This is a genomic window from Ferrovibrio sp., from assembly GCF_017994015.1.
Classification (GTDB): Bacteria; Pseudomonadota; Alphaproteobacteria; order Ferrovibrionales; family Ferrovibrionaceae; genus Ferrovibrio.
The window spans coordinates 135254-158737 of the sequence record NZ_JAGOLP010000001.1 but is presented as its reverse complement, the minus strand read 5'-3'; the positions used below and the strand labels follow the sequence as shown (position 1 = coordinate 158737).

Genomic DNA, 23484 nt, shown 5'->3' with positions numbered 1-23484 from the left:
CTCACGACGCCGCCCCCGTCAGACTTTCGGCCAGGCTCTGGAACAGGCCAAAGCCATCCATGCCGCCGCATACCATATCGGTGGCATTCTCCGGATGTGGCATCAGGCCCAGCACATTACGTTCCTTGTTGAAGATGCCGGCGATATTGTCCACCGAGCCATTCAGGTTGGTTGCCGGCGCCACATTGCCCAGGGCATCGGCATAGCGGAAGGCGATGCGGTCCTCGTCGGCCAGGCGTTTCACCGTATCGGCATCGGCGGTGTAGTTGCCGTCATGATGCGCCACCGGCACGCGGATGGTCTGGCCGCGCTGGTAATGCCCGGTGAACACGCTGTTCGAAGTCTCGACGCGCAGATACACGTCGCGGCAGATGAATTTCAGCCCGGCATTGCTCATCAGCACACCCGGCAGCAAACCGGCCTCGCAGGCAATCTGGAAACCGTTACATACCGCCAGCACCCGGGTGCCGCGTTCGGCGCGGCGCTTCACTTCGCGCATCACCGGCGAATGCGCCGCCATGGCGCCGCAACGCAGATAGTCGCCATAGGAAAAGCCGCCCGGCAGGGCGATCAGGTCCACCTCGGGGAAATCCGCGTCGCCATGCCAGACCTGCAACGGCGGCTTGCCGCCGGCTGCCTTGGTCAGCGCCAAAATCATGTCGCGGTCGCGATTGGACCCGGGGAAAACGACAACGGCGGCTTTCATGGCCTTACCCGATCAGTTCGACCGAGAAATTCTCGATCACGGTGTTGGCCAGCAGTTTCTGCGCCATTTCGCGCACGGCGGCCTCGATCTCGGGTTTCGGCTTGCCGGCCAGCGGCTGGCCGATATCCAGTTCGATCAGCTTGCCCTGGCGCACCTCGGTCACAGCCGAAAAACCCAGGCTGTGCAGTGCCTGGCCGATGGCGCGCCCTTGCGGATCGAGCACACCATTTTTGAGGCTGACGTGAACGCGGGCTTTCATCGGCTTTGATCCTTCGCAAAAAGCTGCGGCGGCCGTGTTGGGGCCGCCGCTGATGCCACGGCGCTTGCGGCGCCGGTTACTGCATGGTCTCGGGACCCTTGATGTCGCGCGGCCCGCCTTCCGGCAGGATGCCCAGGCGGCGCGCCACTTCCTGATAGGCCTCGGCCACATTGCCGAGATCGCGGCGGAAGCGGTCCTTGTCCATCTTCTCGTTGGTCTTGAGGTCCCACAGCCGGGCACTGTCCGGGCTGATCTCGTCGGCCAGGATGATGCGCATGTCGTCGCCCTGCCACCAGCGGCCGAATTCCAGCTTGAAATCCACCAGGCGGATGCCGATGCCGAGGAACAGGCCGGTGAGGAAATCGTTGATGCGGAGCGCGAGATGCATCATCTCGTCGATCTCCTGCGGGCTGGCCCAGCCAAAGCAGGTGATATGCTCTTCCGACACCATCGGATCGCCGAGTTCGTCATTCTTGTAATAGAATTCGACGATCGAGCGCGGCAAAGTGGTGCCTTCGGCCACACCAAGCCGGGTCGCCAGCGAACCGGCGGCGACGTTACGCACCACCACTTCCAGCGGCACGATCTCAACTTCCTTGATCAACTGCTCGCGCATGTTGAGGCGGCGCAGGAAATGCGTCGGGATACCGACCTCGCCCAGCCGCGTCATCAGATATTCCGAGATGCGGTTGTTGAGCACGCCCTTGCCGGTGATGGTCCCCTTCTTCTTGTTGTTGAAGGCGGTCGCATCATCCTTGAAATACTGCACCAGAGTGCCGGGCTCCGGTCCCTCGAACAGGACCTTGGCCTTGCCCTCGTAGACCTGTCTGCGGCGGGTCATGGAACACCCGTAAGGTTGCTTGGAAAAGGGGATGGTTTGAGCCGGATTGATAGCGCCATTGCGGCCCCGCTGCAATGCACCGGGGCCAAGAGAATCGGCCCCGCCATCCTGAGGCTGATCCGGCCCTTGCAGGTGTCCGGGGGGAACCCCTATATAACTGCCAACCCCGAGAGCGACGGAGAGCCCGCCACATGACCACTTTTGACGACCGCAAGGACGCCTTCGAGAAGAAGCACGCCCATGACCAGGAGACCGCCTTCAAGGTCACTGCGCGGCGCAACAAGCTGCTCGGCCTCTGGGTGGCGGAGCATATCGGCCTGAGCGGCGATGCGGCCGAGGCTTATGCCAAGGACGTGGTGGCGGCGGATTTTGAGGAAGCCGGCGACGAGGACGTGATCCGCAAGGTGCTGGCCGATCTGGCCGCCAAGCAGGTTGACCTGTCGGAACACCGCGTGCGCGCCAGGCTGAGCGAACTGGCCGACGAGGCGCGCAAGCAGATTATGGGTTAAGTATTTAAATTATAAGTAACTTTTGGCGGCGTTGTGGATCGCTGGCGCCGCCAAAAGCTGCACCTTGCCACCGCCAGGGCCAGTCTCTACGCTTTGGCCATGAGCAAGGCGGCTTGGAAGCTGGAAGGGGCCTATGGGCGGCTGAAGCTGTTCAGTGGCCTGGTGCTGTTCAGCTTTCTGTTCACGCATCTGCTCAATCACGCGCTTGGCCTGATCGCACTGGATGCCGCCGAGGCATTTGCGGTCTGGTTCAAGGCCTTCTGGCGCAGTCCGCCCGGCACGTTTCTGCTCTATGGCGCGCTGCTGCTGCATCCTTTGCTGGCGCTCTACAACTGGTTGCGGCGCGGCCATTACCGCGGCCTGCCCTGGCAGGCCTGGGCGCAATTGCTGCTCGGCCTGCTGGTGCCGCCGCTCGGCATTGTGCATGTGCTCGGCACCCGCGGCATGTTTTCGCTGCATGGCCTGAATGACAATTATGCCTATGTGCTGAATGCGCTGTTTGTGCAGGGGCCGCTGGGCGGATTGCAGCAGAATCTGCTGATCCTGATCGCCTGGGGCCATGGCTGCATCGGCGTGTATTACTGGTTGCGGCTGAAACCGGCTTTTGAGCGGCTATGGCCGCTGCTGTTTGCTGCTGCCCTGCTGCTGCCGGCCTGCGCCATGCTGGGCTATCTGTCGATGGGCCGCGCGGTGCGTTTCATGCTGCGCGATGCCGATTGGGTGGCTGGTTTTAATGCCGGTTTGAACTGGCCCGGCAATGCCGCAGCGCAGGAACTGGGCGCCATCGCCGAGACGGTGCAGCTGGCCCTGGCCGGTTTGCTGCTGGCGGCGCTGGTGGGCCGGCTGCTCTGGGGCCTGCTGCAAAGCCGGCGCGGCATGGTCAGCCTCAGTTATCCCGATGGCCGGCAATGGCGCGACCGCGCCGGCCTGCTCAGTATATTGGAAGCCAGCCGCGCCATCGGCTATCCGCATGCCGGGGTATGCGGCGGCCAGGGCCGCTGCTCCACCTGCCGGGTGCGGCTCAACGGTCCCGGCCTGGCCGAATTGCCGCCGCCGGCCGAGAGCGAGGCTGCCGTGCTGGCCCGGATCGGCGCCCCGCCTGGGGTGCGGCTGGCCTGCCAGATCAAGCCGGTGGCAGACCTGACCGTGCTGCCCTTGCTGCCCGGCGGCGCCACGCCGCGCGCCAGCTATGGCAGTGCCGGGCTGGGCCAGGCCATGGCGCAAGGCAGCGAGCGCCGCATTTCCATCCTGTTCTGCGACCTACGTGGTTTCACCCATTTTGCCGAATCGCGGCTGCCCTATGATGTGGTGTTCGTGCTCAACCAGTATTTCAAGGCGATGGGTGAGGCCGTTGAGCAGCAGGGCGGCCGGCTCGACAAGTTCATCGGCGATGGCGTGATGGCGTTATTCGGCCTGGATACCACGCCGGCCGAGGGGTGCCGCCAGGCGCTGGCCGCCGCTGCCGCGATGGGCCAGGCGCTGGCGCGGCTGAACGAGGCTTTGCGCGCCAGCCTGGCCCAAGGCAGTGGCGGCAGCGGTGGGCTGGCTGAAGCGCCGGCGCCGGGCAGCGACATGCTGCGCATCGGCATCGGCATCCATTGTGGCCGCGTCATTGTTGGCGAGATGGGCCATGGCCGCGCCATCGGCCTGACCGCCGTGGGCGACGCGGTGAACACTGCCAGCCGGCTGGAAGCCGCAACCAAGGATTTCAGCGCCGAACTGGTGGTTTCCGAAGAAGTGACGCGCCGCGCCGATCTGGCCCCGGCTGCGCTACAGGCATCCGGCTGGCAGGCCGAAACCGTGCATCTGCGCGGCAAGAGCGAGTCCTTGCAGGTTTATGTGCTGGATCGCCTGAGCCGCTTGTTGCCGCCAGCCGCCTGATTTCCGCAATCCGCCAGGAGCGCCGCATGACCAAGCATCGCCATGAATTGGACCATACCGAACAGCAATGGTTGCAGGAATTGCGCCGTCAGCGCCGCGCCCGGCGCCAGGCGCAGCCCCCAGCCCAGCTCAAGCAGCAAGAGGCTGATCTGGCGCCGCCGCGCGGGCTGGGTGCGCAACTGGCCGATGCCGTGGCCGGCCGGGTCGGCTCGTGGCCTTTTGTGCTTACTCAGACGGTTTTGCTGCTCGGCTGGATCGCCGGCAATGTCTGGTTCGGCACCAGGACTGAAGGCGGGGGCGGCGCTTGGGACCCGTATCCCTTCATCCTGCTGAACCTGCTGCTGTCGTTTCAGGCTGCCTACACGGCGCCGATCATCATGATGAGCCAGAATCGGCTGTCGGAAGTGGATCGCCGCCGCGCCGAGCAGGATTATCAGGTCAATGTGAAGGCCGAATTGGAAATTGAATTGCTGCACCAGAAGATCGATCTGCTGCGCGAACAGGAATTGCTGGCGCTGACCCGGGCAGTGGCCGGCCTGGCGGAGCGGCTGGAGCGCAGGATCGAGGGTTCAGCCTGATTCGCGTTCAATTTAATAATGCGAGTTATTCTTACTTGCACTGCGAATGATTCTGCTTATACTGACCGATGTGGCCGGCCGGAATCCGGCATGCCACCTGGGGTTATGGTAGAGATGAACGCTTCAAGCGAGGCGAAACAGCCCGGCATGCAGCCGGAAAATGCTGTTTCAAGCCAAAAAGACATGGTTTCACGCGCCGACCCGGCCAGCCGGGCCGATTCGTTGCCGAGACTGGACGCGCGCCGGCTGTTTGCCGCCACGCGCGAAGTCATCATCGAGCATGAAGGTGCGGATTACCGTCTGCGGCTGACCGCCAACGGCAAGCTCATCCTCACCAAATAACCCGCAGTTTCGCGACCAGTCAGCCAGCCACCTTGGGGCGGGCGGTTTCATGCCGCGCCCCTCCGGTAGCCAGCCAGCCGAAATAGTCTTTCTTTTTCCCGCCGGCTGGCGGACTTACCGGAGGTAGATCGTGCCGTCGTCGATCCGTTTGCGCTTGTTTTCGCTGGCCCTGCTGGCTTCCGTTTCGCCGATCAGTCTGGCCCATGCTCAGCAGGCCGCCGAGACGGCCCCCGAGCCAGCCGCCGTGCCGACCGTGCTGGATACCATCACCTCGGTTTCCGACCGCATCGAGCGCCCGGTGGGCAGCGCCAGCGGCACCGTGACGGTGATCGACGCCGACAAGATCGACAAGCAGAACCTGCATCGTATGCAGGACCTGATGCGCGACGAGCCGGGCGTCACCGTGCTCAACGACCCGCGCCGCGCCGGTGCCGGCTCGTTCAACATCCGTGGCATCCAGGATAACCGTATCCTGATGCAGGTTGACGGCACCCGGCTGCCCGACCTGCCCGGCGGTGTTCTGCTGCGCGGTGGCGGCTTCACGCCCTATTCGCGCGACATGGTGGATACCGACAGCCTGAAGCGGATCGAGGTGTTGCGCGGCCCGGCCTCGGCCAGTTATGGCTCGGATGCGCTTGGCGGTGTGGTGAGTTATGTCACCAAGGACCCGCTGGATTATCTGACCGGCGACCGCACCGAATTCGGTTCGCTCAAGCTTGGCTACGACACCACAGACAGCAGTTTCTCGCAGACCAGCACCGTGGCGGTGCGCGCCGAGGAATTCTCCGCCCTGGCGATCTACACCCATCGCGCCGGTGAAGAATTTGATTCCAAGGCGACGCGCAAGAACCCGCAGGATTCCACCGGCAATAATTTCCTCGGCAAGATGGTGTGGGATGGCGAAAGCGACCGCCTGGTGCTGACCGGCGAATTCTTCGACCGCAATTTCAAAACCCAGCTCAACAACGAATTGAGCACCACCATCCGCTCCTCGGATGGTGATGACGAGATGCAGCGCTGGCGCCTGTCGCTTGGCCACACCCATACCGATCCGATCAGCTTCATCGACAAGCTGGACTGGAAAATTTTCTACACCGAATTCCAGCGCACCGATTACCGCAGCCAGCTGCGTACCGGCACGCCGGTGCAGTATCACAATTATTCCCAGACCAACGACCAGACCATTGCCGGCCTGGACACCCAGTTCAGCAGCAGCGCCGACTGGTTCGGCCTTGCCAATTCGCTCACCTATGGCTTGTCCTTCTCGCGCACCCAGACCGAGCGCCTGCGTGAATATGCCCGCATCAACGCCGCCACCGGCGCGCTGATCAGCAATATCACGGCCGATGGCGCGCGAACCCCGAGCCGCTATTTCCCCGATACACGCACCATCCAGGCCGGCGCCTTTGTGCAGGACGAGATCAAGAGCGGCGGCCTCAGCGTGATCCCCGGCTTGCGGCTGGATTACTACAACATGGACCCGCAGCCGGATGCGGTCTATCGCAACAATCCATCGGTGCAGGAACCGCGCGAGATCACCGAATACGCCGCCTCGCCCAAGCTCGGCCTGGTCTATGAATTCAACAAGACCTATTCGGTCTTTGCGCAATATGCGCGGGGTTTCCGCGCCCCGCCTTATGATGATGCCAATACCGGCTTTCGCAACACGGTTGGGCCGATTTCCTATGAATTCATCCCCAATCCGAACCTGAAACCGGAAACCAGCAACGGCATCGAAATCGGCACCCGCGGCAAATACCGCGATGGTTCCAGCTATCAGCTCACCAGCTTCTACAATCGCTACAAGGATTTCATCGATATGCGCACGCTGGTGGAGCCGGCGGTGGGCGTGACGGGGCAATACCAGGCGCAGAATATCAGCAAGGTGGAAATCTACGGCGCCGAGGCGCGCGGCGAATGGCGCTTCAAGCCGGAATGGTCGGTCAATGGCGCCGTGGCCTATGCCCGTGGCGAAGACAAGGCCAGCCATGTGCCGATCAATTCAGTGGCGCCGCTCACCTTCTTTGCCGGCCTTGGTTACGATTCCGATGATGGCATCTGGGGCGCGCGGTTCGATGCCAAGCATATGTTCAAGCATGATCGTGTGACGGCGGCGAACCAGTACAAGACCAAGGCTTACACCACGCTGGATGTCTCGGGTTATGTCAGCCCGGTTGCCTGGGTCACGGTGCGCGCCGGCATCTACAACATTCTCGACGAGACCTATGTCAATTTCTCGGATGTGCAGGGCCTGACGCCTTCGGCCACCGTGCCCGGCGATTATTACCAGGCCGGCCGCACCGCCGCGATCAATGTCACCATGACCTGGTAGGCGCCATGAAGCTGGCCGCAACAATGCCGATCTGAGCCGGAGTGCCGCGCGGATGCTTTTCCCACCGAACCCGCGGCACTTTACCTCGCCCTCCGATGGTGCCCTGGCGCTATCGGAGGGCGGGTTTGTTGCTGCGCGTTCGGCGCCAGCGGCGCTGCCATCGCGCTCCTGGCTCGGTTCGCTGGCCCTGCATGGCCTGGTGCTGCTTGCTGTTGTCTATATCAATCTGCCCAAGCCGGTGACTGCGCCTGTGGTGATGCCGGCAGTGATGGTGCAATTTGCCGCCATGCCGGTGCCTGAGGTGGTTCCGACACCCGTGCCTGCACTCGCCGCCGCGCAGCACATGGCGCCGCCGCCTGAGCCTATGCCGCCTGAGCCTATGCTGCCTGAACCGGCCATGACCGAGCCGGCCGTTATTGAACCTGCGAATGAACCACCGCCGATCCTCACCCGGCAGGCATTGGCGGAAGAAGCGGTACGGCCAGCCAAACCGAAGCCGCCAGCCAAGCCGAAGCAGGTGGTTGCCAAACCCATTGCCGCCAAACCGGCGCAGCCAAAGCCGGCGCCTGCTGAAATCAAGCCCGCTGAAACTATGCCCAGTCAGCCTGAGCCGGCGGCGGTGCCTGCTGAAACGGCAATAGTCAGCCCGGTTGCCGAACCGGCGCCCGTGCCGGCAACCACACCGTTACCAGCACCGGCCCTGGCTGCCGCGCCACAGCAGGCCGAGCCGCCAATGTCTGAGCCACCGGTGCTGCATCAGGCACGTTTCCGCCGCCCGCCCACACCGCCGGCCTATCCGCCGCGTTCGCGCGCGCTGGAGCAGGAGGGGGTTTCGGTGGTGCGGGCGCTGATTGATCCCGATGGCAGCTCACGCGAAGTGCGGCTGTGGCGTTCCTCGGGTTACCAGATGCTCGATCAAGCTGCCCTGGCCGCGGTGCGCGGCTGGGCTTTTGAGGCGGCGCGCTTCGGTGGCCGCCCGGTGCTGGCCTGGGTCGAAATCCCGGTGCGTTTTGAATTGCGTTGATGTCATGAACAGTCAGGAGAGCCCCATCATGTCCACCACCAATAACCAGGTTGCCCTCGATTGGGCCGCCCTGCGCCAGGCCGAGCCGAACCTGCGCATCCGCGATGCCGCCCGCCGCCTTAACACTTCCGAAGCGGCTCTGCTCGCCACCCGGCTTGGTACGGGTCTTGAGGCCGGCGGCGTTGAACGGCTGAAAGGGCCGTGGCCCGAGATCATTGCGGCGGTTGGCGGCCTCGGTTCGGTGATGGCGCTGACCCGCAACGATGCGGTGGTGCATGAGCGGCATGGCGTTTACGGCAAACTCGGCATGCAGGGCCATGTTGGCCTGATCGTTGGCGAGGATATCGACCTGCGCATCTTCTTCGGCCCCTGGGCGCATGGTTTCGCCGTGGCCGAAGCAACCCAGGCTGGCGCCCGCCTGTCGCTGCAATTCTTTGATGCTCAGGGCCAGGCGGTGCACAAGATTTACGCCACCGAGGCCACCGACCGCGCCGCCTTCATGGCCCTGGTGGCGCAATTCCGCGCCGAGGATCAGGCGCCCGCTTTCACGGCTCAGGCCGCGCCAATGCCTGCCGCGCCGCAGCCGGATGCCGAAATTGATCTGGCCGGCCTGCGTGAAGGCTGGACCAATTTGCAGGATACGCATGATTTCTTTGGCCTGTTGCGTAAACACAAGGTGGCGCGTGAACAGGCCTTCCGCCTCGCCGGTTCGCGTTTTGCCCAGCGTATCGGCAATGATGCCGCCCGCGCCATGCTGCATCAGGCTGCCGCCAGCGCCTTGCCGATCATGGTCTTTGTCGGCAATCACGGCATGATCCAGATTCATACCGGCCTGGTGCAGAAGCTGGTGCCGACCGGGCCGTGGTTCAACGTGCTCGATCCCAGCTTCAATCTGCATCTGCGCGAAGATGCCATTGCCTCCACCTGGCTGGTGCGCAAGCCGAGCGTGGATGGCACTATCACCTCGCTGGAATTGTTTGACGCCCAGGGCGAGTTGATCGTGTCGTTCTTCGGCAAGCGCAAGCCGGGCCAGCCCGAGCTTGATGGCTGGCGCAATCTGGCCGAATCGCTGGTCGAGAAGGCGGCGGCGTGATGCGGCGGCGTGATTTCCTGGCTGCCGGTGCGGCGGCTTTTGCTCTGCCGGCCTTGCTGCGGCCCACACCAACTTTGGCCAAGGTGCCGCAGCGGCTGGTGGTGGCCGGCGGTGCCATCACCGAGATGGTCTATCGGCTCGGCGCCGAAGCCGATCTGGTTGGCGTCGATACCACCAGCCTGTACCCGGATGCCACTTTCAAGCTGCCGAAGATCGGTTATTTCCGGCAATTGAGCGCCGAGGGCATCCTGTCGCTTGACCCATCCTTGCTGCTGCTCAGCGATCAGGCCGGGCCACCCAGCATTGTGGACAAGTTGCGCCATGTGCGGCTGCCGATGGTGGTGATCCCGGAAACCCTGGCGGTGGAGCATGTGCCGCAGAAGATGCGCCTGGTGGCTGAAGCAATCGGCCGCAAGACGGAAGGCGAGAAGCAGGCTGCCTTGTTGCAGGCCGAAATCGATGCGCTTGGCGCCGCCGTGGCCAAGCTGGAGCGCCAGCCGCGTGTGCTGTTCCTGATGAGCATCACCGATGGCCGCCTGCTGGCTGGCGGCGGCGCTACTGCCGCCGAAACCATGATCCGCTTTGCCGGCGGCCGCAATGCCATTATCGGCAGCAATGGCTACAAGCCGGTTTCGGCCGAAGCGGCCATGGCCGCCGATCCGGATGTGATCCTGATCTCGGATCAGAGCTTGGAAGCGGTTGGCGGCCTGGCCGGCCTGCGCAGCCTGCCGCAAATGCAGGCTTTGCGTGCCATCAGCGAAAAGCGCGTGGTGACGCTGGAAATGCTCTATCTGCTGGGCCTCGGGCCGCGTGTGGCGCGGGCCGGGCGCGATCTGGCTGCCGCCCTGCATCCGGGCGCCGACCTGCCGCGTTTTGCATCATGAGCGATCTTGCCGCCATCGTGCCGGCGCGGCGCGGCTTTGGCCTGCCGCGCTGGTCGGCCGGGCTGCTGCTCGGCCTGTTGCTGCCGGCCGCCTTGCTGCTCAGCCTGTTGATCGGCCCGGTGCCGCTGAAAGCGCTGGACGTGCTGCAAGCACTTCTGTTGCAGGCGCCGGATGCACGCACCGATGCCATTGTGTGGCAATTGCGCCTGCCGCGCAGCCTGATGGCCGGCCTGATCGGCGCGGCGCTGGGCATTGCCGGGGCGCTGATGCAGGGGCTGTTCCGCAACCCGATGGCCGATCCCAGTCTGGTCGGCGTTACTGGCGGCGCCGGCCTGAGCGCGGCCAGCGCCATAGTGTTTGCCGGGCTGCTCTATCCCGCCGCCTGGCAGCCGGTGATGCTGCCCAGCCTGGCTTTTGCCGGCGGCCTGATTGTCACCTTCCTGGTGCATCGCCTGTCAGTGGTGGAAGGCCGCACCGCCATCGCCATGCTGCTGCTGGCCGGCATTGCGCTGAATGCCATCAGCATGGCCGGTATCGGCATGATGAGCTTCATGTCGGATGACCGGCAATTACGCGACATCACCTTCTGGCTGCTGGGCAGTGTTGGCGGCGCCAGCTGGGGCAAGCTGTTTGTGCTGCTGCCCTTTGCCTTGCTGCCGCTGCTGCTGGCGCCCTGGCTGGCTCGCGCCTTGGATGCGTTTAATCTCGGCGAGCGCGAGGCGGCGCATCTCGGCTTTCCGGTCGAACGGGTCAAGCGCGTCGCCTGTTTCGCCGTTGCCCTGGCGGTTGGCGGCGCTGTGGCATTCAGCGGCATCATCGGTTTCATCGGCCTGATCGTGCCGCATCTGGTGCGGCTCAGTTTCGGCCCCGGCCACCGCCTGCTGCTGCCTTATGCCGGCATCGGCGGCGCCACATTGTTGATCCTGGCTGATACCGTGGCGCGGGTGGTCGCGGCGCCCGCCGAATTGCCGGTTGGCCTGCTCACGGCGCTGATCGGCGCGCCGTTTTTCCTGGCTTTGCTGCTGCGGCTGCGCAAGGAGATCGCGCTGTGATCACGCTTGATCAGGTGACCGTGAAGCGGCGCGGCCAGGCTGTGCTGGTCAATGCCAGCCTGCAATTGCGCCTGGGCGAGGTGCTGGCCATTGTCGGCCCCAATGGCGCCGGCAAATCCACCCTGATGGCGGCGATGGCCGGCGATCTGGCGCCCAGCACCGGCCATGTTTTGCTTGATGGCGTCGCGCTCAATGCCTGGACGCCGCTGGCGCTGGCGCGGCGCCGCGCGGTGATGCCGCAGGCGGCGCGGCTCGGCTTTTCGCTGCCGGTGGAACAGGTGGTGGCTTTGGGCCGGGCGCCGTTTGAGCGGCATTATGATCGGGCGCAGAACCAGGCCGCGATCCGCCATGCGATTGCTGCGGCGGATATCCAGCATCTGCTCAGGCGCGGTTACGCCACGTTGTCGGGCGGCGAGCAGCAGCGGGTGCAGCTTGCCCGTGCCGTGGCGCAGCTTGATCTGCTGGCGGCAGGCCAGGCCGGGCCGGCGCCGATCCTGATGCTGGATGAACCCACCGCAAGCCTTGATCTGTCACATGCCCATGGCGTGCTGCGGCTGGCGCGGCAACTGGCCGGGCAGGGCGTGGCGGTGGCCACCGTGCTGCACGATCTGCCGCTGGCCTATGCCTATGCCGATCGCGTGGCGGTGCTGCAATCCGGCCGGCTGCTGGCGCTGGATACGCCGCTCAAGGCGCTGACGCCGGAAAATCTCGCCGCTGCCTTTGCCGTGGATGCGGCGCTTTATGATGGCCATCTGGTGATCAAGGGGCCGCTCGCCGCTTGAAGTGTGGCGGCTTCAGGCGGTTTCCGCCTCGGCCACCACCACCCAGCCGGTTTCATCCAGCCGCACTGGAAAGCGGGTCAATGCCTTGCCCTTGCAGGGGCCAAGGAAACACTGCCCGGTCAGGGCGTCGAATTTGGCGCCATGGGTGGCGCAAAGCAATGCGCTCTTGTCGAGCGAGAAAAACGCGCCCGGGCGCCAGTTCAGCGTCGTGCGGGCATGCGGGCAGACATTCTCATAGGCCAGCACATGGCCCTGCCAGCGCAGCACAAACAGCAGATAGCGTTCGCGGCCTTCACCGAAGCTGAATTCCTGCGCGCCCGGCTCCTCCAGCGTGGCGAATTCAAGCAGCCGCGTGCCGGGCGCCGGGCGGTTCACGGCTGCACCAAAAAAGCCGCGTCACCCCCGGGCTTGACCCGGGGGTCTGCAAGCACTGGCAAGATGCGCGGGTCAAGCCCGCGCATGACGATGGTGGATGAAGCATGCCGGGATGCCGGCGCAGCGCCGGTGTTCATGCCTTCACGCCGGCCATGGCGCAGAGCAGCTTCCAGCTTTCCTTGTCGATCGGCATCACCGAAAGCCGCGACTGTTTGATCAGCGGCAGATGCGCCAGGCGCGGCTCGTCCTTGATCTGCGCCAGCGTCACCGGGTTTTTCACCGGCATCAGGGTTTGCACATCCACCATGCCGAAACGGCCGCTCTCATCGGTCGGATCGGGATAATATTCCCGCGCCACGGTAACGATGCCGACAATGCGTTTCTCATCCACCGAATGGTAGAAAAAGCAGCGGTCGCCCAGCCGCATCGCCTTCATGTTGTTGGCGGCCTGGTAGTTGCGCACACCATTCCAGCTTTCCACGCCCTTCTTCACCTGGTCGTCCCAGCCCCAGGCGGAAGGTTCGGATTTCATCAGCCAGTAATTCATCCCTCACTCCATCTTTAGCGGTCGCGCCAGCAGGCCGGCGATGGTGGCGTCGATCTCGGCCTTGTCATGCAGGATGGCGTAAACGGCGGCGGCAATCGGCATCTCCAGCCCGAGCCGGGCGCACAGCCGGTGCAGCGCCTCGGCGGTGTACATGCCTTCGGCCACGCTGCGCCGGCCAGCCAGATAATCGGCCAGCTCCTGGCCTTCGCCCAGGGCGATGCCGAGCGACAGGTTGCGCGATTGCGGGCCGGAGCAGGTCAGCACCAGGTCGCCCAGGCCCGAAAGGCCCATCAGGGTTTCCGGCCGCGCGCCCAGGCGCTGGCCCAGCCGCGCCATCTCGGCCAGGCCGCGGGTGATCAGCGCGGCGCGGGCATTGTCGCCCAGCCGGCGCCCGATCACGATGCCGCAGGCAATCGCCAGCACATTCTTCACCGCGCCGCCAATCTGGCTGCCGGCCATATCGTCGCTGGTGTAAAGCCGGAAAGTCGGCCGCCCCAGCCGTTCGGCCAGGGCTTGCGCCAGCGCGGCATCGGTGCTGGCCAGGGTGGCTGCGGTGGGCAGGCCACGCGCCACTTCGGCGGCAAAGGTCGGCCCGGTCAGCACCGCCAGCCGGGCGCCGGGCGCGGCTTCCGCCACCGCCTCGGCCAGCAGCTTGCCGGTTTCGATCTCAATGCCCTTGCAGGTCAGCACCAGCGGCTTGGCGCCGCCCAGCACGGCGGCGAAATGCCGGGCATGCTGCGCCGGCATGGCCAGCAGCAGGGCGTCGCAATCCAGCAGACCGGCCAGGTCGCCGGTGGCGCGCAGGGCTGGCGGCAGGCTGATGCCGGGCAGATAAGCCTCATTCTGCTGCGTGGCATTGATGCGGTCGGCCAGGGCGGCATCGCGCGCCCACAGCAAAGCCGGGCCTTTTTCCGCCGCCAGGGCAGCCAGGGCAGTGCCCCAGGCGCCGGCGCCGACAATGCCGATGCGGCTCAAAGCGTCGCTCATGCCCACCCCGCTCATGCCTTGGCTCCGGCATAGGGTTTGGCTTCGGCTGTGGGGTCCAGCGGCCAGCGCGCGCGCGCGGCCACATCCAGGCTGTCGGTCAGGCCACGTTGCAGCCGTTCCAGCCCAACCCAGGCAATCATCGCGCCGTTATCGGTGCAGAGCCGCGGCGGCGGCACGCTGAACTGCATCGCATTGGCTTCGGCCAGATATCGCAGGCTGTCGCGCAGCGCGCTGTTGGCGGCCACGCCGCCAGCCACCACCAGATGCCGGCCGGCACTGCCATACAGGGCGGCAAAAGCCTGGATGGCATGGCGGGTGCGATCCAGGATCACATCCAGCACGGCGGCCTGAAAACTGGCGGCCAGATCAGCCTTGTCCTGTTCACCCGGCGTCGGCCCCAGGCTTTCCAAAGCCTGGCGCACGGCGGTTTTCAGCCCGGAAAAGCTGAAATCGCAGCCCGGCTTGCCCTTCAGCGGACGTGGCAGGGCAAAGCGCGTGGCCGAACCCTGGCGCGCCAGCCGTTCCACCGCCGGGCCGCCGGGATAGCCCAGGCCGAGCAATTTGGCGGTCTTGTCGAAAGCCTCGCCCACGGCATCGTCGATGGTGGTGCCGAGCCGGCGGTATTGCCCCACTTCCTCCACTGCCAGAAACTGGCAATGGCCGCCGGAAACCAGCAGCAGCAGATAGGGAAACGGCGTATCCGCCGCCAGCCGCGCCGACAGCGCATGGCCTTCCAGATGGTTCACCGCGATCAGCGGCTTGTTGGCGGCATAGGCCAGCGCCTTGGCGGTCAGCAAACCCACCATCACGCCGCCAATCAGGCCCGGCCCGGCCGTGGCGGCGATGGCATCCACATCGGCCAGTTCCACACCGGCGGCCTGCAAGGCCTCGTCGATCAGCAGGTCAAGATGCTCGATATGGGCGCGGCTGGCGATTTCCGGCACCACGCCGCCATAGGGCGCATGTTCCCTCACCTGCGAGAACAGGCTATGAGAGAGGATGCGGGCGGCCGGATCGGCAGCCTGGCGCACCAGCGCGCAGGCGGTTTCGTCGCAGCTGGTTTCGATCCCGAGAATTAACATGAGCTTGAGTTAACATCATGGCGGTTCCGCATCAAGGCAAGGCCCGGCTGACCATCGGCACGCGCGGCTCGCCGCTGGCCCTGGCGCAGGCGCATGAAACCCGCAACCGCCTGCTGGCGGCGCATCCCGGCCTGGCCGAAGCCGATATCGCCATCCGCGTGATCAAGACCAGCGGCGACCGCATCCAGGATCGCGCCCTGGCGGAAGCCGGCGGCAAGGGGCTGTTCACCAAGGAAATTGAGGAAGCCCTGCTCGATGGCAGCATTGATCTGGCGGTGCATTCGATGAAGGACATGCCCACCCAATTGCCGCCCGGCCTGATCATGGCGGCCTATCTGCCGCGCGAAGACCCGCGCGATGTGCTGCTGGCGGCCCGGCCGATGGCCTTTGCCGATCTGCCGCAGGGTGCGGTGGTGGGTACGTCATCACTCCGCCGCAAGGCTTTCCTGCTGGCCCGGCGGCCGGATCTGGCGGTGGTGACCTTTCGCGGCAATGTGCAGACCCGGCTGGCCAAGCTGGCCGAGGGCCAGGTGGCGGCCACCTTCCTGGCCCTGGCCGGCCTGCGCCGGCTGAACATGCTGCCCGAAGGCATGAGCGTGTTGCAGCCGGAACAGATGCTGCCGGCCGTGGCGCAGGGCGCCATCGGCATTGAATGCCGCGCCGATGATACCGCCGTGCTGGATTTTCTCGCCAAGCTGGATGATGCGCCCACCAGGCGCCGGGTGGAAGCCGAACGCGCCCTGCTGATGGTGCTGGATGGTTCCTGCCGCACGCCGATTGCCGCCCTGGCCGAGATCGGCGCCGATGGCGCGCTGTGGCTGCGCGGCGCCGTGGCGCGGCCGGATGGCAGCCAGTTGCTGGAAACCGAACGGCGCGGGGCGGACGGCGTGGCTCTGGGCCGTGATGCCGGGGCCGAGCTGAAAAGCCGCGCCGGACCTGATTTTTTCAAAGCTGATTGATGCCTGGCGCGACAATACCCGTCCGCGCCCGCCTGCTGCTGACCCGGCCGGAAGCCGATGCGGCCCGGCTGCGCCAGGATTTGCAGCGTCTGGGTTTCAGCGTGGATAGCGCGCCGATGCTGGCGATCCAGCCGCTGCCGCTGGCCGCTGATCTGGCCTTGCAGGATGTCGCCGGATTGCTGATCACCTCGGCCAATGGCCTGCGCGCCCTGGCGGCGGCCACGGCGCGGCGCGACCTGCCGGTTTATGCCGTGGGCGAGGCCAGTGCGCGGGCGGCGCGGCAGGCCGGTTTTGTCCAGGTGCAGGCGGCCGGCGGCGATGTGTTCAGCCTGGCTGACCTGGTGCGCCGGCTGGCGCCGCGCCAGGCCGGGCCGTTATTTCATGCTGCCGGTGAAACCCTGGCCGGCGATCTCAAGGCGATGCTGGAAGCCGATGGCTTCACGGTGCGGCGCGAAACCTTGTATCGCGCTGTGCCAATTGGCCAGTTTCCGCCTGAAGTAGCGGAAAATCTCTCCAAATCGTCTTATGGTGGTGTGTTGTTTTTCTCTCCCCGCACCGCCTCTGGCTTTGCTACCCTGGCTACGCCCGGATTCGCTGCTGCTTTAAGCCAGGCAGCGGCTTTCTGCCTCAGTGCAGCGGTGGCCGAAAGGCTGGCCGGGCTGCCCTGGCGGCGGCTATGTATCGCGGCAGAGCCCAGCGAGGCCGCCTTGCTGGCCGCGCTCGATGAGGAATTTGCATGACCGACAGCCCGCGCCCAGAGAAGACCCCGCCGGACAGCACGATCATTGATGCCGAGGCCGAACCGTTGCCGAAGCCGCCCGGCGCGCTGGCGCGGCTGGGTCGCTGGCTGCTGATCATCGTGATCGCGGCCGCTGGCTGTGTTGCCATTGCCGCCGGCTATCATTTTTACACATTGCCGGCCACAAGCCCGGCTACAAACCCGGGCAAGCCGGCCATCGTCAATACCGCGCCGCTATCCGCTGCGCAGCCGGATGCCGGTGGCGCCGACCTGGCGCGCCAGGTGCAGGAACTGGAACGCCGGCTGGCAGCGTTGTCGGCCAGCCTGGAGCGGTTGCAGCAATTGCCGGCCGCGCCCAGTGGCACCGATCCGGCCCTGGCGGAACGCCTCAAGGGTTTGGAGGAAGCCGTGCAGGCCCAGGCCGCCGATGGCCGCAAGGCCAGCAATGAAGCTTTGCGCCTGGCCGAAGCGGCGCTGACCGGGCAGAGCCAGTTTGATCAGAAACTGGCCGACTTGGCCCGCGCCCGTGCCGCCGATCTGCGCCAGCCGGTGGCTTTGCTGCTGGCCTGGCAGGCTTTGCGCGACAAGGCGGCACGCGGCAGCGGTTTTGCCGCCGAGGCCAATGCGGTGGTGGGCCTGCTGGGTCAGGCGGCGCCGCTGCGTAATGCCTTTGATGCTGTTCAGGCGCTGGCCGCCAGCGGTGCGCCGACTGAAACCGCGCTGGCCGGCAATTTTGTGGCCGTTGCCGAGGCGCAGCAGCGTGAAGCGGCCAGCCTGCCGCCGGCCGATGGCGCGGCGCCGCCGCCCTGGTGGCAGCGCGCGCTGGATAAACTGGCCGGGCTGGTGACGATCCGCCGGGTTGGCGGCAGCGCTGCCGAACCGGGCGACCAATTGGCTCAGGCCGAAACCCTGCTGCAACGCGCTGATCTGACTGGCGCAGTGGCGGCTTTGAACGGGCTGAATGCCGGGCCGAGCCTGGCCGCCTGGCGCAGCGGCGCCGAAGCGCGGCTCAAGCTGGATGCGGCAATGGAGAAGATGCAGCAGGCTTTGCGTGAGCATTTTGCGGCGGCGGCGCCATGATCCTGCGCCGGCTGCTGTATCTGCTGCCGCTGATGGCCCTGGCGGGCCTTGCCGCCTGGATCGCCGATCAGCCCGGCAGTCTGCGTTTCACCTGGCTGGGGTATGAGATCACCGCGCCGGCGCCGCTGGCGCTGGGGCTGCTGGCCTTGCTCGGCTTGGGGCTGTTTATGCTGAGCTGGGTGCTGGCCTGGGCCGCTGCGCTGCCGCAGCGCCGCCAGTTGAAACGCCAGGCGCGTGGCCAGGCGGCGTTTGCCGCCGGCATGGTGGCGGTGGCGGCCGGCGAGCCCGAACGCGCCGCCAAACTGGCGAAAAAGGCAGCGGGCTATCTGGAAGACCAGACCCTGGCCCGCCTGCTTGAAGCCCATACCGCGCAATTACGCGGCGATGCGGAACAGGGCCGCACGGCTTTCACGGCGCTGGCGGCCGATCCGGCCACGGCTTTCCTCGGCCTGCGCGGCCTGCTGGCCGATGCGCGCCAGCGTGGTGATCGTGATCAGGCGCTGCTCCTGGCGCGCCGTGCCTCGGCCCTGCGCCCGGCTTCGCCGGTGGCGGCGGAAGCGGAATTGCGCCTGCTGCTGGAAGCCGGCAATTGGCCGGCGGCGCGTGAGCGGCTGGAACTGGCGGTGGCGCGCAAGGCGGTGACCAAGCCGGCGGCGGCCTTGCTGCGCGCCAAGCTTGATCTGGCCGATGCCGCCGAGGCGGCGGCCACCGGTGCGCCGCTGGAAGCCCGCCGCAAGGCCGAGAAACTGGCCAAATTGCTGCCCGATCATCCTGGCCGCAGCGCCTTGCTGGCGCGCGCCGCCGATACCATGCCGGCGCGCCAGCAGGCGCAGGAAGTTTTGCGCGCCCTGTGGCCACAGCAGGCCAGCCCGGCTTTGGCGCAATTATGGCTGGAACTGGAACAGGCGGCAGGGCGCGAACCGGCTGTGGCCTTGCAGCGTGCCCAGGCACTGACCAATGCCAATCCGGAAGCGCCGGCCAGCCGGCTTTTGCTGGCCGAGGCGGCGCTGGCGGCGCGGGATTATGGTCTGGCGCGGCAGAAACTGGCGCCGTTTCCGCCCGAAGATGCCTGGTCCGCGCCGTTGCGCGCCCGGCTGGCGGCGGAAAGCGAAGGCGACGAGGCGGCGGCGGATCGCTGGCGCAGCATTGCCGCCGGCCGGCCGGAAGCCTGGCGCTGCGAAGCCTGCGGCGCCGGCCATGCCGCCTGGGCGATGCGCTGCGCGCCCTGTGGCGGCTTCGACAGCATCCGTCCGGCGTCCTTGCTGCCCGGCCTGCCGCCGAGCGGCGCACCGCCAATCCTGCTTGCGGCGCCTAAGGCCTGAGATTTGTTCTTTGCCCGGCAACGCTTGCCAAGCGCCGCCGCTGCCCGTATTTTCCGCCCGCCCTGGGCTTATTAGTCCCAGGCAAGCGCCGTGCCGGCGTAGCTCAGGGGTAGAGCAAGACTTTCGTAAAGTCGAGGTCGGGGGTTCAATTCCCTCCGCCGGCACCATTCTCCCGGTATTCCCAGCTACCTTCGGTCACCACCTCGCCCCGCATCGAATGGGCGATGAAACAATCATGATGCGCGCGGGCATGCAGGTCGGCCAGACTGGCATCCGTGGGGCTTTTGTCGCCGCTGAACACCACATGCGGGCGCAGGGTGATGCGGGTGATCCAGCGCGGGCCGCCTGGCCCTGAGGCTGACTCGGGGGCTTCCAGCACACCTTCGGCGGCATCCTGGTAGCTGTCCACCACATAACCATCGCGGGCGGCGAGATAGAGGAAACACAGCATGTGGCAACTGGCCGCCGCCGCCACAAAGGCTTCCTCGGGGTCGATATTGGCCGGATCGGAAAAGGGTGGCCGCACCGAAAACGGCGAAGGCGAGGCCGGCACGGTCAAGCCGCCATCAAATTGCCACCGATGCACCCGACTATAGCGGTTGTCGGTGAAGGCTTCGCCCTGGCGCTGCCAGTCGATATGGGCGCTATAGGTGGTCATGCGCTGCTTCCATCAGGATTCGGTATGACAGTTTAGCCGATTTGCCGGCCGGGCGCTTGCCTGTGCCTCACAGCTTTTGCTTGAATGACCGGTGTGAATAACCAGAAAAGGATGTTGCCCGTGGCCGCTTCGCATCACGCTGGAAAGTTGTCGTCGCGCCTTGCGCTGCCGCTGCTGCTGGGCGCCGGGCTGTTGCTGGCGGGTTGTGGCGGCAAGATGCCCCGGCTGGGTTTTGGCGGCGGCAATGACAAGCCGCCGCCGCTGGCCGATCTGGTGCAGCCGGCGCCAACCACGGCCTGGGATATCTGCGCCATGTGCCTGCTTGATCCGGCCGGCAAGCGGGTGGACACATCCACGGCCCTGCGCGGCAGTTTCGATTCCGTGGCGCGCGAGGGCGACAAGGTGGTGTTGAACGGCTGGGCTGCCGATACCGTAGCCAAGACCGCAGCGGTGGAAGTGGTGTTCCTGGCGCCCGGCAAGATCATGGCGCGCAGCCGCATGACGGTGGCGCGGCCGGATGTGGCGCAGGCTTTGCAATTCAGCGTGCCGGGCAATTTCTTCGGTTTCCGCATTGTGGTGGATGCAGTGCAGGTCGTCGAACCGAATGCGGTGTATATGATCGACAAGGATGGCAAGGCGCTGAAACTGGAGCCGCCGCGCCGCTGAACTGGCTTGGCCCAGGGCATTCCGGCGTATTGTCGGCTGACAATTCCGCGCTTGGCAGGCGGCCTGCGGCTTGATTACATGCCGCCGCCTGTTGTTTTTCCATGGAAGCCCCGCCATGCCGTCATCGCTCTATACGCCCGCGCATTTTGCCGCGCCCAGCCTGGCGGCGATGCATGATCTGATTGTCGCCAATGATTTTGGTCTGCTGATTGCCAGCGATGGCGATGACGTGCAGGTCAGCCATATCCCGTTCATGCTGGAGCGCGGGCGTGGTGACAAGGGCACCTTGCTGGCGCATGTGGCGCGCGCCAATCCGATCTGGCGGTTGCTTGAAACCCGGCCGGCGCTGGCGATTTTTCAGGGGCCGCATGGTTATGTCTCGCCACGCTGGTATGCCACCCAGCCGGCAGTGCCGACCTGGAATTACAGCGCGGTGCATGCCCATGGGCCGGCCCGGCTGCTGCATGAGCCGGCGGAACTGACGGCACTGGTGGATCGCCTGGCGCGGCTTTATGAGGACCCTGCCGCCTGGTCGGTGGCCGGCCAGCCCGAAAGGTTCATTGACGGCATGGTGCGCGGTGTGGTCGGCATCGAGATCAAGATTGCCGATTTGCAGGGCAAGTTCAAACTGAGCCAGAACCGGCCGCGTGCCGACCGCGACGGCGTGATTGCCGCATTGGAAGCTTCCGGCCGCGCCGAGGATCGCAGCCTGGCTGCCGCCATGCGCGCCACGTTGCCTAGCGAGTAGGGCGGTTTCAGAGTGCCGCCACGGCGCTGCTGAAAAAGCGCTCGAATTCACGCACCACGCGGATATCCTCAAACAGCACATGATTGCTGGCCGCGATACGGGCCTGCAACGCGCTGCGCCAGGCGGCATCATTGGCCACGCGCACGGCAATCTCGACATACTGCGCGGCATCGGCGGCGATGGTGTCGGTGATGCCCATCTTGCGATACATCGCCTGGGTATGGCGGCCGCGCTGCTGGTCGGACGGCAGCGTCACCACCACGGCATTCTGCGACAACGCTTCCAGCGAGGTGTTCATGCCGTTGAAATGCACCGTATCCAGCACCACATCGGCGGCGCGCAGCAGGCTGAGGAAATCCGGCCCTTCCTGCGACGGGATGAACGCGACGCGGCGGATCAGCTTGGGGCCGAGCCGCTGGGTCAGCCGTTGCAGGATCAACTCGCTCCAATAGGGCGCGCCCTGGGCGATGAAGCCGACATGCGCTTCCGGGTCGCGCTCCAGGATGCCGGCCACGATATCGTCAAAATCCGGATGCAGTTTGAACAGATGCTGCGGGCAGAGATAGAAGCGGCCCTGTTGCGGCACCGGCAAGGCGCTGCGCGGCTTGATCGGATCGGGTGTGTCGGGCTTGTAGTAATAGGCCAGGGTGCCGAGATCATGCAGCCGGAACAGCTTTTCGCTGTAATGCGCATCCGCCTCCGGTACTTCGAACAGATCATTGGAGATGAAATAATCCATGTTCGGAATCCCGGTTGTGTCGGGATGGCCGAAGGAGACACATTGCACCGGCGCCAGGCGCGAGAAGGCCAGGAAATACGAATACGGCTCCATGCCGATATCCTGGTAGAACAGCACATCCAGTTCCAGCGCGGCAATCTGGCGCCGGGCTTCGTCGAGCTTCTTCGGCAGCATGATATGGTGATCGGCGGCATCACGGATGAAGCGTGATATTTCATCGTCGATGAAGGGCGGCACAAACAGCGCCACACTTTCAAAGCGGCTTTCATCCAGTTCAGCGATCAGGCCGCGCGTGGTGCGGCCGATACTATGCCGGCGCATGAACTGCGACAGGAAACCCACTTTGATCCGGCCACCGGCCGGGCGCTTGCGCTGGCAATGCGGCGCGGTCCATGTCAGGCTCGGGCAGATCGCGGCATAAAGCGCCGCGATGCGGCTGTGCAGGTCGCGGTTGTTGCGGCCGTGATAGGCCATGAAGAAATTGGTGGAGAATACCTCGGTATCAATCGCCGGGTGATTCAGCCCGGCCAGGCACAAGGCCGATATGTTGGCCAGCAGGCCCTGGCGGCTCTGCTCGATATCCTCACGCGAACGGATGATCGGGTTCACGGTCAGCCCGCGCATCAATTGCAGGCCGATATCGGGCCGCACCGCGATGGCCTGATCCCAGACCTGGCGCGCTTCCTCGATGCGGCCTTGCAGGCGCAGCATGTTGGCCAGGCTGGACAGGGCCTTGTGGTGGCGCGGATCAAGCGTCACCGCCTGGCGCAGGGCGGCAATGGCACCCATGGCATCGCGGGTCTGCAAGGCCAGCGCCAGATTGTTGTAGCCATCGGCATCCGGCACCAGATCGATGGCGCGGCGGAATTCTGCTTCGGCGCCGGCCATGTCGCCCAGTTCGCGCAGCGCATTGCCCAGATTCTTCATCGCGCCGGCAAAATCCGGCTGGATTTTAAGCGCTTCGCGCTGCGCTGCGGCGGCTTCCTCGGCGCGGCCCTGGCGCAGCAGCACCACGCCCAGATTGCTCCAGGCCGGCGCCATCTGCGGCACCGCCTGGGTCAGCCGGCGCAGCAGGGTTTCGGCCTGTTCCAGATCATTACGCTGCAAGGCGATGATGGCGACATGGTGGAAACTTTCGACATGGCCGGGCCAGCGTTGCAGGATGTCGCGATAGGCGGCCTCCGCCTCGGCCAGCTTGCCGGCCTGGTGCATGGCCAGGGCCGCCTTGAAGGCTGCGATCTTGGCGTCATCCGCCTGCACCTGCGCCGTCTCACTCATGCTTTCCCCACCTGTCCCAGC

25 protein-coding genes and 1 tRNA gene are annotated in these 23484 nt (G+C 65.6%); 17 read left to right on the top strand and 9 right to left on the bottom strand.

Annotated elements, in window-relative coordinates; all coding sequences use genetic code 11:
- Position 1 precedes the first annotated feature (1 nt).
- From purQ to purC, 3 genes are all read right to left on the bottom strand, one after another.
- Positions 2 to 706 (bottom strand): phosphoribosylformylglycinamidine synthase subunit PurQ, encoded by a 705-nt coding sequence (gene purQ / locus KBB36_RS00820; RefSeq protein ID WP_290975533.1) that lies wholly within the window; start codon positions 704 to 706, stop codon positions 2 to 4.
- Between the two features lie 4 nt (positions 707 to 710).
- Entirely contained in the window at positions 711 to 965 is a 255-nt protein-coding gene (purS, locus tag KBB36_RS00815; RefSeq protein ID WP_290975531.1) for a phosphoribosylformylglycinamidine synthase subunit PurS, read from the bottom strand.
- Positions 966 to 1041: 76 nt separating this feature from the next.
- Positions 1042 to 1806: a phosphoribosylaminoimidazolesuccinocarboxamide synthase gene (purC, locus tag KBB36_RS00810; RefSeq protein WP_290975530.1), complete on the bottom strand. Its 765-nt coding sequence runs from the start codon at positions 1804 to 1806 to the stop codon at positions 1042 to 1044.
- Between the two features lie 191 nt (positions 1807 to 1997).
- Here purC and KBB36_RS00805 point away from each other — a divergent pair, with 191 nt between their 5' ends.
- The 10 genes from KBB36_RS00805 (at position 1998) to KBB36_RS00760 (ending at position 12283) form a co-directional block, all read left to right on the top strand.
- Positions 1998 to 2315, top strand: a complete 318-nt coding sequence (locus KBB36_RS00805) for a DUF1476 domain-containing protein (protein WP_290975528.1) — start codon at positions 1998 to 2000, stop codon at positions 2313 to 2315.
- Between the two features lie 99 nt (positions 2316 to 2414).
- Entirely contained in the window at positions 2415 to 4196 is a 1782-nt protein-coding gene (locus KBB36_RS00800; protein ID WP_290975526.1) for an adenylate/guanylate cyclase domain-containing protein, read from the top strand.
- A 26-nt stretch (positions 4197 to 4222) separates the two neighbouring features.
- Positions 4223 to 4774, top strand: coding sequence for a DUF1003 domain-containing protein (locus tag KBB36_RS00795; RefSeq protein WP_290975524.1), 552 nt, complete (start codon positions 4223 to 4225; stop codon positions 4772 to 4774).
- 183 nt (positions 4775 to 4957) lie between these two features.
- Positions 4958 to 5116 (top strand): hemin uptake protein HemP, encoded by a 159-nt coding sequence (locus tag KBB36_RS00790; protein ID WP_366933159.1) that lies wholly within the window; start codon positions 4958 to 4960, stop codon positions 5114 to 5116.
- Positions 5117 to 5246: 130 nt separating this feature from the next.
- The gene (locus KBB36_RS00785) at positions 5247 to 7448 is read left to right on the top strand and encodes a TonB-dependent hemoglobin/transferrin/lactoferrin family receptor (protein ID WP_290975520.1); all 2202 of its coding nucleotides are present in this window, start codon (positions 5247 to 5249) and stop codon (positions 7446 to 7448) included.
- A 52-nt stretch (positions 7449 to 7500) separates the two neighbouring features.
- Positions 7501 to 8472, top strand: coding sequence for an energy transducer TonB (locus tag KBB36_RS00780; RefSeq protein WP_290975518.1), 972 nt, complete (start codon positions 7501 to 7503; stop codon positions 8470 to 8472).
- Between the two features lie 28 nt (positions 8473 to 8500).
- Positions 8501 to 9565, top strand: a complete 1065-nt coding sequence (locus KBB36_RS00775; RefSeq protein WP_290975516.1) for a ChuX/HutX family heme-like substrate-binding protein — start codon at positions 8501 to 8503, stop codon at positions 9563 to 9565.
- Positions 9565 to 10449 (top strand): ABC transporter substrate-binding protein, encoded by an 885-nt coding sequence (locus KBB36_RS00770; protein WP_290975514.1) that lies wholly within the window; start codon positions 9565 to 9567, stop codon positions 10447 to 10449. The genes KBB36_RS00775 and KBB36_RS00770 overlap by 1 nt, the downstream gene beginning before the upstream one ends.
- Positions 10446 to 11501: an iron ABC transporter permease gene (locus tag KBB36_RS00765; protein ID WP_290975512.1), complete on the top strand. Its 1056-nt coding sequence runs from the start codon at positions 10446 to 10448 to the stop codon at positions 11499 to 11501. The genes KBB36_RS00770 and KBB36_RS00765 overlap by 4 nt, the downstream gene beginning before the upstream one ends.
- On the top strand, positions 11498 to 12283 hold the full coding sequence (locus KBB36_RS00760) for a heme ABC transporter ATP-binding protein (protein ID WP_290975510.1): 786 nt from the start codon (positions 11498 to 11500) through the stop codon (positions 12281 to 12283). Before KBB36_RS00765 ends, KBB36_RS00760 begins: the two co-directional genes overlap by 4 nt.
- 12 nt (positions 12284 to 12295) lie before the next feature.
- Here KBB36_RS00760 and KBB36_RS00755 read toward each other — a convergent pair whose 3' ends face one another.
- From KBB36_RS00755 to tsaD, 4 genes are all read right to left on the bottom strand, one after another.
- Positions 12296 to 12658, bottom strand: a complete 363-nt coding sequence (locus tag KBB36_RS00755; protein WP_290975508.1) for a Rieske (2Fe-2S) protein — start codon at positions 12656 to 12658, stop codon at positions 12296 to 12298.
- Between the two features lie 133 nt (positions 12659 to 12791).
- Positions 12792 to 13205, bottom strand: a complete 414-nt coding sequence (locus KBB36_RS00750) for an EVE domain-containing protein (RefSeq protein ID WP_290975506.1) — start codon at positions 13203 to 13205, stop codon at positions 12792 to 12794.
- A 3-nt stretch (positions 13206 to 13208) separates the two neighbouring features.
- Positions 13209 to 14192 (bottom strand): NAD(P)H-dependent glycerol-3-phosphate dehydrogenase, encoded by a 984-nt coding sequence (locus KBB36_RS00745; protein WP_290975981.1) that lies wholly within the window; start codon positions 14190 to 14192, stop codon positions 13209 to 13211.
- Positions 14193 to 14203: 11 nt separating this feature from the next.
- Positions 14204 to 15274, bottom strand: coding sequence for a tRNA (adenosine(37)-N6)-threonylcarbamoyltransferase complex transferase subunit TsaD (gene tsaD / locus KBB36_RS00740; RefSeq protein ID WP_290975504.1), 1071 nt, complete (start codon positions 15272 to 15274; stop codon positions 14204 to 14206).
- A gap of 17 nt (positions 15275 to 15291) precedes the next feature.
- On the opposite strand from tsaD, the gene hemC reads away from it, so the two are divergent.
- The 5 genes from hemC to KBB36_RS00715 all read left to right on the top strand — a co-directional run bounded on the left by hemC (position 15292) and on the right by KBB36_RS00715 (position 19541).
- Positions 15292 to 16233, top strand: coding sequence for a hydroxymethylbilane synthase (hemC, locus tag KBB36_RS00735; protein WP_290975502.1), 942 nt, complete (start codon positions 15292 to 15294; stop codon positions 16231 to 16233).
- On the top strand, positions 16233 to 16973 hold the full coding sequence (locus tag KBB36_RS00730; protein ID WP_290975500.1) for a uroporphyrinogen-III synthase: 741 nt from the start codon (positions 16233 to 16235) through the stop codon (positions 16971 to 16973). The genes hemC and KBB36_RS00730 overlap by 1 nt, the downstream gene beginning before the upstream one ends.
- Positions 16970 to 18052: a hypothetical protein gene (locus KBB36_RS00725; protein WP_290975498.1), complete on the top strand. Its 1083-nt coding sequence runs from the start codon at positions 16970 to 16972 to the stop codon at positions 18050 to 18052. The genes KBB36_RS00730 and KBB36_RS00725 overlap by 4 nt, the downstream gene beginning before the upstream one ends.
- The gene (locus KBB36_RS00720) at positions 18049 to 19374 is read left to right on the top strand and encodes a heme biosynthesis HemY N-terminal domain-containing protein (protein ID WP_290975496.1); all 1326 of its coding nucleotides are present in this window, start codon (positions 18049 to 18051) and stop codon (positions 19372 to 19374) included. The genes KBB36_RS00725 and KBB36_RS00720 overlap by 4 nt, the downstream gene beginning before the upstream one ends.
- A gap of 92 nt (positions 19375 to 19466) precedes the next feature.
- A tRNA-Thr gene (locus tag KBB36_RS00715) sits at positions 19467 to 19541 on the top strand.
- Here the strand turns inward: KBB36_RS00715 and KBB36_RS00710 are convergent.
- Positions 19520 to 20032, bottom strand: a complete 513-nt coding sequence (locus KBB36_RS00710) for an OsmC family protein (RefSeq protein ID WP_290975494.1) — start codon at positions 20030 to 20032, stop codon at positions 19520 to 19522. The genes KBB36_RS00715 and KBB36_RS00710 overlap by 22 nt on opposite strands.
- 120 nt (positions 20033 to 20152) lie before the next feature.
- On the opposite strand from KBB36_RS00710, the gene KBB36_RS00705 reads away from it, so the two are divergent.
- Positions 20153 to 20698 (top strand): hypothetical protein, encoded by a 546-nt coding sequence (locus KBB36_RS00705; protein WP_290975492.1) that lies wholly within the window; start codon positions 20153 to 20155, stop codon positions 20696 to 20698.
- A gap of 115 nt (positions 20699 to 20813) precedes the next feature.
- Positions 20814 to 21446, top strand: a complete 633-nt coding sequence (locus KBB36_RS00700) for an FMN-binding negative transcriptional regulator (protein WP_290975490.1) — start codon at positions 20814 to 20816, stop codon at positions 21444 to 21446.
- Between the two features lie 7 nt (positions 21447 to 21453).
- Here KBB36_RS00700 and KBB36_RS00695 read toward each other — a convergent pair whose 3' ends face one another.
- Positions 21454 to 23463 carry a tetratricopeptide repeat protein gene (locus KBB36_RS00695; protein ID WP_290975488.1) on the bottom strand — a complete coding sequence of 670 codons (2010 nt, stop codon included), beginning with the start codon at positions 23461 to 23463 and terminating at the stop codon, positions 21454 to 21456.
- Between the last annotated feature and the right edge of the window lie 21 nt (positions 23464 to 23484).

Excerpts from the sequence above, each read along its gene's own strand:
- purQ (WP_290975533.1), bottom strand. The coding sequence starts at position 706 with ATGAAAGCCGCCGTTGTCGTTTTCCCCGGGTCCAATCGCGACCGCGAC.
- purS (WP_290975531.1), bottom strand. The coding sequence starts at position 965 with ATGAAAGCCCGCGTTCACGTCAGCCTCAAAAATGGTGTGCTCGATCCG.
- purC (WP_290975530.1), bottom strand. The coding sequence starts at position 1,806 with ATGACCCGCCGCAGACAGGTCTACGAGGGCAAGGCCAAGGTCCTGTTC.
- KBB36_RS00805 (WP_290975528.1), top strand. The coding sequence starts at position 1,998 with ATGACCACTTTTGACGACCGCAAGGACGCCTTCGAGAAGAAGCACGCC.
- KBB36_RS00800 (WP_290975526.1), top strand. The coding sequence starts at position 2,415 with ATGAGCAAGGCGGCTTGGAAGCTGGAAGGGGCCTATGGGCGGCTGAAG.
- KBB36_RS00795 (WP_290975524.1), top strand. The coding sequence starts at position 4,223 with ATGACCAAGCATCGCCATGAATTGGACCATACCGAACAGCAATGGTTG.
- KBB36_RS00790 (WP_366933159.1), top strand. The coding sequence starts at position 4,958 with ATGGTTTCACGCGCCGACCCGGCCAGCCGGGCCGATTCGTTGCCGAGA.
- KBB36_RS00780 (WP_290975518.1), top strand. The coding sequence starts at position 7,501 with ATGCTTTTCCCACCGAACCCGCGGCACTTTACCTCGCCCTCCGATGGT.
- KBB36_RS00775 (WP_290975516.1), top strand. The coding sequence starts at position 8,501 with ATGTCCACCACCAATAACCAGGTTGCCCTCGATTGGGCCGCCCTGCGC.
- KBB36_RS00770 (WP_290975514.1), top strand. The coding sequence starts at position 9,565 with ATGCGGCGGCGTGATTTCCTGGCTGCCGGTGCGGCGGCTTTTGCTCTG.
- KBB36_RS00765 (WP_290975512.1), top strand. The coding sequence starts at position 10,446 with ATGAGCGATCTTGCCGCCATCGTGCCGGCGCGGCGCGGCTTTGGCCTG.
- KBB36_RS00750 (WP_290975506.1), bottom strand. The coding sequence starts at position 13,205 with ATGAATTACTGGCTGATGAAATCCGAACCTTCCGCCTGGGGCTGGGAC.
- KBB36_RS00745 (WP_290975981.1), bottom strand. The coding sequence starts at position 14,192 with ATGAGCGACGCTTTGAGCCGCATCGGCATTGTCGGCGCCGGCGCCTGG.
- tsaD (WP_290975504.1), bottom strand. The coding sequence starts at position 15,274 with ATGTTAATTCTCGGGATCGAAACCAGCTGCGACGAAACCGCCTGCGCG.
- hemC (WP_290975502.1), top strand. The coding sequence starts at position 15,292 with ATGGCGGTTCCGCATCAAGGCAAGGCCCGGCTGACCATCGGCACGCGC.
- KBB36_RS00730 (WP_290975500.1), top strand. The coding sequence starts at position 16,233 with ATGCCTGGCGCGACAATACCCGTCCGCGCCCGCCTGCTGCTGACCCGG.
- KBB36_RS00725 (WP_290975498.1), top strand. The coding sequence starts at position 16,970 with ATGACCGACAGCCCGCGCCCAGAGAAGACCCCGCCGGACAGCACGATC.
- KBB36_RS00720 (WP_290975496.1), top strand. The coding sequence starts at position 18,049 with ATGATCCTGCGCCGGCTGCTGTATCTGCTGCCGCTGATGGCCCTGGCG.
- KBB36_RS00710 (WP_290975494.1), bottom strand. The coding sequence starts at position 20,032 with ATGACCACCTATAGCGCCCATATCGACTGGCAGCGCCAGGGCGAAGCC.
- KBB36_RS00700 (WP_290975490.1), top strand. The coding sequence starts at position 20,814 with ATGCCGTCATCGCTCTATACGCCCGCGCATTTTGCCGCGCCCAGCCTG.
- KBB36_RS00695 (WP_290975488.1), bottom strand. The coding sequence starts at position 23,463 with ATGAGTGAGACGGCGCAGGTGCAGGCGGATGACGCCAAGATCGCAGCC.